This window comes from Pseudomonas sp. PS01270, assembly GCF_029959775.1.
In the GTDB taxonomy this organism is placed as follows: Bacteria; Pseudomonadota; Gammaproteobacteria; order Pseudomonadales; family Pseudomonadaceae; genus Aquipseudomonas; species Aquipseudomonas atacamensis.
The window spans coordinates 1-6,877 of record NZ_JASCPT010000194.1; the positions used below are offsets into that span (position 1 = coordinate 1).

Consider the following 6,877-nt stretch of genomic DNA (forward strand, 5'->3'; position numbering starts at 1 on the left):
GTGTTGACGAAGGTGGCTCGGATCGTCTGCACGAACGCCGTGTTGCCGAAGGTGGTTCGGATCGTCTGATTGAACGCCGTGTTGCTGAAGGTGGCTCGGATCGTCTGATCGAACGCCGTGTTGCTGAAGGTGGTTCGGATCGTCTGATCGAACGCCGTGTTGCCTGATGCATGACTGCAAGCGCAACACCGCAGAGAAACCCGGCTCCCGCAGCCGGGTTTTTTATGTCTGCGTGTTTTATCCGGCCTTGGCCATGCAGCGCTTGTAACGCTCGTCCACGCGCTTGGCGAACCAGGCTGTGGTGAGTTTGCGGGTGATCTTCGGACTCTGCAGCACAATCCCCGGCAATACCGCGCGCGGTAACGCCTTGCCTTCGGCCCGCTCCGCCAGTTCGAACACGCGCTGATAGAGTTTGGTCTCTTCGAATTCCAGGGTTTTGCCTTTCTCCAGTTGATCGCGAATCGTCGGGTTGCGCATGCCCAGCGACTTGCCGAGGGTGCGCACCGCCAGTTCGGTACTGCCGGGCATGATCGAGTCGTAGCGAATCAAGTCGCCGTCCAGGGTCAGGGGGATGCCGGACGCGCGGCTGACCGCATTCTGAAACGCGGCATTGCGACTGGCGTACCAGCCGGCGTTGAAATCGGCGAAGCGATACAGCGGCTCGCGGTAATTCACCGGATAGCCGAGCAAATGGGCGATGCCGAAATACATGCCGCCGCGCCGGCTGAACACTTCACGACGAATCGTGCCGTCCACCGGGTACGGGTAATCCTTGGCGTGCTCCTCGGCGAATTCGATGCTGACCTGCATCGGCCCGCCGGTGTGCACCGGGTTGAAGCCGCCGAACAGCGTGCGGCCCATCGGCACCATGCCGATGAAGTCATCGAAAATCGCGCTCAGCTCTTTCTCACTGCGCGCCGCATTCAGACGCTCGCTGTAGGTCTTGCCGTTGGGCGAGCGCACTTGCAGAGCGCCGCTGACCAGCAGGCTGGGGATGTGCACCTTGGCGGCGCGGCGGTCGATTTCGTCGCGGGCGATCTTGCCCAGGCCGGGCACCGTCGGGTCGGCCTGGAAAGTCGATTCCTGCTCGGCCACGGCCAGTACCGAACACAGATTCTGCGTGGTGGTGTTGATGCCCTGTGCGGCGAACGCGGCGTAGATGTCCGTGGCCCAGCCCTGACGGTCGGCAGTTTTCGCCGGCAACAGCCGAACAATTTCAGCCTTCACTTCGGCCGGCGGACGCGGCGCCGGTTCGTTGCTGCGCTGGCTGGCGCAACCGGCGAGCAGCAGCACGGCGCCGAGAGTAATGAGTAATCGCATGTTGCTCCATCCAATCAAATTAGCCACAACACCATACACAACCCCCGTAGGAGCTGCCGCAGGCTGCGATCTTTTGATCTTGCTTTTTGCAGATCAGATCAAGATCAAAAGATCGCAGCCTTCGGCAGCTCCTACACGCTGATGACAAACTGATTGCAAAACGTTACTGCGAAACCCTATCATTCGTGCCTGGAGTCGCATTAGCGCAAGGAGTTCCGCGCCGCCCTTATTTTTTCATTGGCCGTTCGCCTCCAGGTATCCGACATGCCCGCTTCAGCTCGACTCGGCGCTCCATTTCGCCCGACTTTGCTTGCCCTGCTGTGCTCCCTGACCGTCACCGCTCACGCTGCTGAACAAAACAGCAAAGCGCTGGTGCTCGACGACGTCAACGTCAATGCCCAGGCGCCTGCGCCCAACGCCCTGCCCCCGGTCTACGCTGGCGGTCAGGTTGCGCGCGGCGGCCAGTTGGGCGTGCTCGGCAATCAGGACATGATGGATGTGCCGTTCAGCGCAGCGTCCTACACCGAGCAATTGATCCAGGATCAGCAGGCGGAAAACGTCGCCGACGTGCTGCTCAACGATTCTTCCGTGCGCCAGGCCTCGGGCTTCTCCAATCAGGCGCAGGTCTTCATGATTCGCGGCCTGCCGCTCAATGGCGATGATATTTCCTATAACGGCCTGTACGGCGTATTGCCCCGGCAGATCATTTCCACCGATGCGCTGGAGCGCGTGGAAGTGTTCAAAGGCCCCAACGCTTTCATCAACGGCGTAACGCCGACCGGTTCCGGCATCGGCGGCGGCGTCAACCTGCAACCCAAGCGTGCCGGCGACGTGCCGCTGCGTCGTTACACCACCGACATCAACAGCGAAGGCCGCATCGGTCATCACTTCGATATCGGCCAGCGTTTCGGTGAAGACAACCGCTTCGGCGCGCGGGTCAACCTGTCGCAGCGCGAAGGCGACACCGGCATCGATCACGAGAACCAGCGCTCGAAACTGTTCGCCATCGGCCTGGATTATCGCGGCGATGCGCTGCGGGTGTCCGGCGACTTTGCCTATCAGAAGGAACGCGTCAACGGCGGCCGCAGCTCGGTCAACCTCGGCACTGCCACGCACATCCCGGACGCGCCATCGGCGGACACCAACTACGCGCCGAAATGGGGTTACACCGACATCGAAGACACCTTCGGCATGCTCCGCGCCGAGTACGACCTCAACGACAACTGGACCGCCTACGCCGCCGGTGGCGCCAAGCACACCCGTGAAGTCGGCCGGTACAACTCGACCACGCTGGTCGGCAACAGCGGCGCCTCGTTCACCACTGGCTCGTTCGTCCCGCATGACGAGGACAACACCAGCGTCATGGCCGGTCTCAATGGCAAGTTCAACACCGGCCCGGTCAGCCACAAGCTGAATTTCGGCCTGACCGGGATCTGGGCCGAGCAGCGCAGTGCTTATGACTTCGACCTGACCCGCTACTCGAACAACATCTATCACCCGATCACTACCCCAGCGCCGGTAGGTAATTTCGCCGGTGGCGATCTCAACGATCCAGGCATCGTCGGCAAGACCTTCAACCGCAGTGTGGCGATTTCCGACACCCTCGGGTTCTTCGATGATCGCCTGCTGATCACCGCCGGTCTGCGTCGTCAGCAACTGGTGGTGCAGGGTTACAGCTACGCCAGCTACGGCAGCGGCCCGCGCTCGTCGAGCTACGACGAATCGATCACCACGCCGGTGTACGGCATCGTGTTCAAGCCGTGGGAGCATGTGTCGTTCTACGCCAACCATATCGAAGGCCTGGCCCAGGGACCGACCTCGCCGACCAGCTCCGGCGGTTTCCGCGTCACCAACGGCAACGAGGTTTACGCACCGAAGCGCTCCAAGCAGACCGAGCTGGGCGTTAAGGTCGACATGGGCACCTACGGCGCGAGCCTGGGCGTTTATCGCATCGAACAGCCGAGCGACGGCTACTGCGAAATCAACAGCGCTACCACTTGCACCTACGTGCGCGAAGGCGAGCAGATCAACAAAGGCGTGGAGATGAACGTGTTCGGCGAGCCGATCGACGGCCTGCGCCTGATCAGCGGCCTGACCCTGATGGATACCGAACTGAAAAACACCCTCAACGGCGCCAACGACGGTAACCACGCCATCGGCGTGCCGACCTTCCAGTTCAACGCTGGCGTGGATTGGGACGTGCCAGGCCTGCAAGGCGTTGCGCTGAACGCGCGGATGCTGCGCACCGGCGGGCAATACGCCGACGCAGCGAACAACCTCAGCCTGCCGACCTGGAACCGCTTCGACGCGGGCGCGCGCTATGCGTTCAAGGTGTCGGAGAAGGATGTGACCGTGCGGTTCGGTGTTGAGAACCTGGCGAACAAAAAGTACTGGGAATCGGCTCAGGGCGGCTACCTGACCCAGGGCGAACCGCGAGTGGCGAAGTTGTCGGGGACGATCGACTTCTAAGCGTCATCGCGTCATAAAAAAGGCCCCCCAGCTTCACGGTTGCGGGGCCTTTCTGGTTTTTGTGGTGCTTGATCCGGCCTCTTCGCGAGCAGGCTCGCTCCCACAGGGGTACGAGGTGCGGCTTAGATCCCGGCGAGTGCCAGATCCATCGCAAAGTAAGTGAAGATCAGATCCGCCCCTGCACGCTTGATTGCGCCAAGGCTTTCGCGGACCACGCGATCCTCATCGATCGCCCCGGCCTGGGCGCCGAACTTGATCATCGCGTACTCGCCGCTGACCTGATACGCCGCCAGAGGCAGGTTCGAGGCCTGGCGGATGTCGCGGATGATGTCGAGGTAAGCGCCGGCCGGTTTGACCATCAGCGCATCGGCGCCTTCCTGTTCATCGAGCAGCGATTCGCGCAGGGCTTCGCGGCGGTTCATCGGGTTCATCTGATAGCTTTTGCGATCGCCCTTGAGCGCACTGCCGCCAGCCTCGCGGAACGGGCCGTACAGTGCCGAAGCGAATTTGGTCGAGTAGGCCATGATCGGAATCTGCGTGAAGCCGGCGGCGTCGAGCGCCTGGCGAATCGCGCGCACCTGGCCGTCCATTGCTGCCGACGGTGCGATCACGTCAGCCCCGGCGCGGGCGGCGGCCACGGCTTGTTTGCCGAGGTTGATCAGGGTCTGGTCGTTGTCGACTTCGTGGTTGTGCATCACGCCGCAATGGCCGTGATCGGTGTACTCGCAGAAGCAGGTGTCGGACATCACGATCATTTCCGGCACGGCGTCCTTGGCAATGCGCGACATGCGCGAGACCAGACCGTCTTCGCGCCAAGTGTCACTACCGTTGGCATCGAGATGATGGGACACGCCAAAAGTCATCACCGACTTGATGCCGGCACGGGCATAGCGCTCGATTTCGCTGGCCAGTTTGCGCTCGGGAATGCGCTGCACGCCGGGCATGCTGGTGATCGGCACGAAGTCGTCGATGTCTTCCTCGACGAAGATCGGCAGGACCAGATCGTTCAGGCTGAACTCGGTTTCCTGGAACAGACTGCGCAGGCTCGCATTGCGGCGCAGACGGCGGGGACGTGCTTCGGGGAACTGACTGGACATGGGGTCTTTCCTGAAAACAGCGGATGAGACGAAAGTCGTAGGGGGCGAAGCTTATGCCTTGCGGCGGGTGCGGGACAAACCTGGATCAATCAAGAGAGCGTTACCGGGCTTGTAATAATCCTGCATGTACATTTCAAATTCCTGTGGGAGCTGGCTTGCCAGCGATGGCGGCAGGTCAGTCACCAATGATGTTGACTGTGCTGGCTTCATCGCTGGCAAGCCAGCTCCCACAGGGGGCATGTGTACAACTGAAAGTCAGGACGGGATGGTCAGGCCACGAATAACCGCCGGGCGAGCCAGAAACCGCTCCAGCACCCGTGTGACATTGGGGAAACTTTGAATACCGACCAGATCCCCGGCCTCATAGAAGCCAAGCAGATTGCGCACCCACGGGAACGTGGCGATGTCGGCGATGGTGTAACGCTCGCCCATGATCCAGTCGCGGCCTTCGAGGCGGGTGTTGAGTACATTCAGCAGGCGTTTGCTCTCCTCGACATAACGATCACGCGGACGCTTGTCCTCGTAATCCTTGCCGGCAAATTTGTTGAAGAAACCGAGCTGGCCGAACATCGGGCCGATGCCGCCCATCTGCCACATCAGCCATTGGATGGTCTCGTAGCGCAGCGCGCCTTCCTGAGCGAGCAACTGGCCGCTCTTGTCGGCCAGATAAATCAGGATCGCGCCGGATTCGAACAGCGGCAGCGGTTTATCTTCCGGGCCATGCGGGTCGAGGATCGCCGGGATCTTGTTGTTCGGATTCAGCGAAAGAAACTCTGCCGAAGTCTGGTCGTTGGTGTCGAAACCGACGCGGTGCGGCTCGTACGGCAGGCCGATCTCTTCGAGCATGATCGACACTTTGACGCCGTTGGGAGTCGGCAGGGAGTAGAGCTGAATCCAGTCCGGGAACTGCGCCGGCCATTTCTGAGTAATCGGGAATGCAGACAGATCGGTCATTGGAAGCATCCAGTCACAAATTGAAAACCGATCATAAAGTAGGCCTGCCGCTGCGCCTACACGAACCGTAACATCCTGTCGCTAACCTGCCTGCATGCCCGCAAAGGTTGCCGCTAGAGTGCTGCGCACTGGCCTGGAACGAACCAAACGGCGTTACAGGACTCTGAGTTATGCCTTTCTCGCAGAGGAAGCTGTTCATGACAGGGAAACACCCGGTGCTGGGAGCCCGCGGTGCCAAGGTTTGTCAGCCTTAACCGATTTTGCTGAAGAACCCTCGAATTGATGACGAACCTGATGAGTTTCGCCAAACGCTTCAAACATCGCGCGTACGTGGCCCTGCCCTCCCTGCTGGCAGTCAGCGCGCTTTTTCTGTCTCTCGAATCCAGCGAAAGCCGCGCACAACCAGCGGACGGCACGCAGACGCTGGTATTCCTGCGCCACGCGGAAAAGCCCGAAGGCGGCCTCGGCCAGCTCAACTGCCAGGGCCTGAACCGCGCCATCGACCTGTCGACGCTGCTGCCGGAAAAATTCGGCAAGGCCGATTACGTATTCGCCGCCAACCCGACGCGCAACGTCGAGGAAGGCGAACTGGACAATTCCTACAGCTACATTCGTCCGCTGATGACCATCAGCCCGGCCGCGATCAAGCTCGGCCTGCCGGTGAACATCGAGTTCTCCGCCAACGACACCAGCGATCTGGCCCGCGAGCTGCTGGACGAGAAGTACCACAACTCGACGATCTACACCGCCTGGTCCCACGGTTATCTGCCGGATCTGATCAACAAGGTCGCCGGCAACGCAGTGGGCGAGCGGCAGAAGATCACCGATGACTGGGCCGGCGATGACTTCGACTCGCTGTATGTACTGACCCTGAAGTGGCACAACGGCAAGGCCAGTTTGCAGAGCCATGTCTACAAACAGGGGCTGGATAACGGCAAGGACACTTGCCCGACCTGAGTTTTGCAGCGCCTGACCTTACGTCTTCGCGAGCAGGCTCGCTCCCACAGGGAACCGCATTTCAACTGTGGGAGCGAGCC

5 protein-coding genes and 1 pseudogene are annotated in these 6,877 nt (G+C 61.0%); 3 read left to right on the forward strand and 3 right to left on the reverse strand.

The annotated features are described in order from the left end of the window. Nucleotides 1–167, forward strand: a pseudogene (locus tag QMX86_RS26795) (phage infection protein); the annotation flags it as partial. Between the two features lie 70 nt (nt 168–237). On the opposite strand, the gene QMX86_RS26800 reads toward QMX86_RS26795, so the two are convergent. Further along, nucleotides 238–1,320, reverse strand: coding sequence for a DUF1615 domain-containing protein (locus QMX86_RS26800; RefSeq protein ID WP_133336945.1), 1,083 nt, complete (start codon nt 1,318–1,320; stop codon nt 238–240). A gap of 264 nt (nt 1,321–1,584) precedes the next feature. On the opposite strand from QMX86_RS26800, the gene QMX86_RS26805 reads away from it, so the two are divergent. Continuing rightward, complete coding sequence (locus QMX86_RS26805; protein WP_282385895.1) at nt 1,585–3,789, forward strand: TonB-dependent siderophore receptor; 2,205 nt, start codon at nt 1,585–1,587, stop codon at nt 3,787–3,789. 122 nt (nt 3,790–3,911) lie between these two features. Here the strand turns inward: QMX86_RS26805 and hemB are convergent, their stop codons facing one another. Next, nucleotides 3,912–4,886, reverse strand: a complete 975-nt coding sequence (gene hemB / locus QMX86_RS26810) for a porphobilinogen synthase (RefSeq protein ID WP_016775388.1) — start codon at nt 4,884–4,886, stop codon at nt 3,912–3,914. 255 nt (nt 4,887–5,141) lie between these two features. Then, entirely contained in the window at nt 5,142–5,840 is a 699-nt protein-coding gene (locus QMX86_RS26815; protein ID WP_282387927.1) for a glutathione binding-like protein, read from the reverse strand. A gap of 282 nt (nt 5,841–6,122) precedes the next feature. Between QMX86_RS26815 and QMX86_RS26820 the strand changes: the two genes are divergently transcribed. After that, nucleotides 6,123–6,797: a hypothetical protein gene (locus QMX86_RS26820; protein ID WP_024013504.1), complete on the forward strand. Its 675-nt coding sequence runs from the start codon at nt 6,123–6,125 to the stop codon at nt 6,795–6,797. The last annotated feature ends 80 nt before the right edge of the window (nt 6,798–6,877 follow it).

Coding starts and splice junctions, on each gene's coding strand:
- QMX86_RS26800 (WP_133336945.1), bottom strand. CDS start 1,320: ATGCGATTACTCATTACTCTCGGCGCCGTGCTGCTGCTCGCCGGTTGC.
- QMX86_RS26805 (WP_282385895.1), top strand. CDS start 1,585: ATGCCCGCTTCAGCTCGACTCGGCGCTCCATTTCGCCCGACTTTGCTT.
- hemB (WP_016775388.1), bottom strand. CDS start 4,886: ATGTCCAGTCAGTTCCCCGAAGCACGTCCCCGCCGTCTGCGCCGCAAT.
- QMX86_RS26815 (WP_282387927.1), bottom strand. CDS start 5,840: ATGACCGATCTGTCTGCATTCCCGATTACTCAGAAATGGCCGGCGCAG.
- QMX86_RS26820 (WP_024013504.1), top strand. CDS start 6,123: ATGACGAACCTGATGAGTTTCGCCAAACGCTTCAAACATCGCGCGTAC.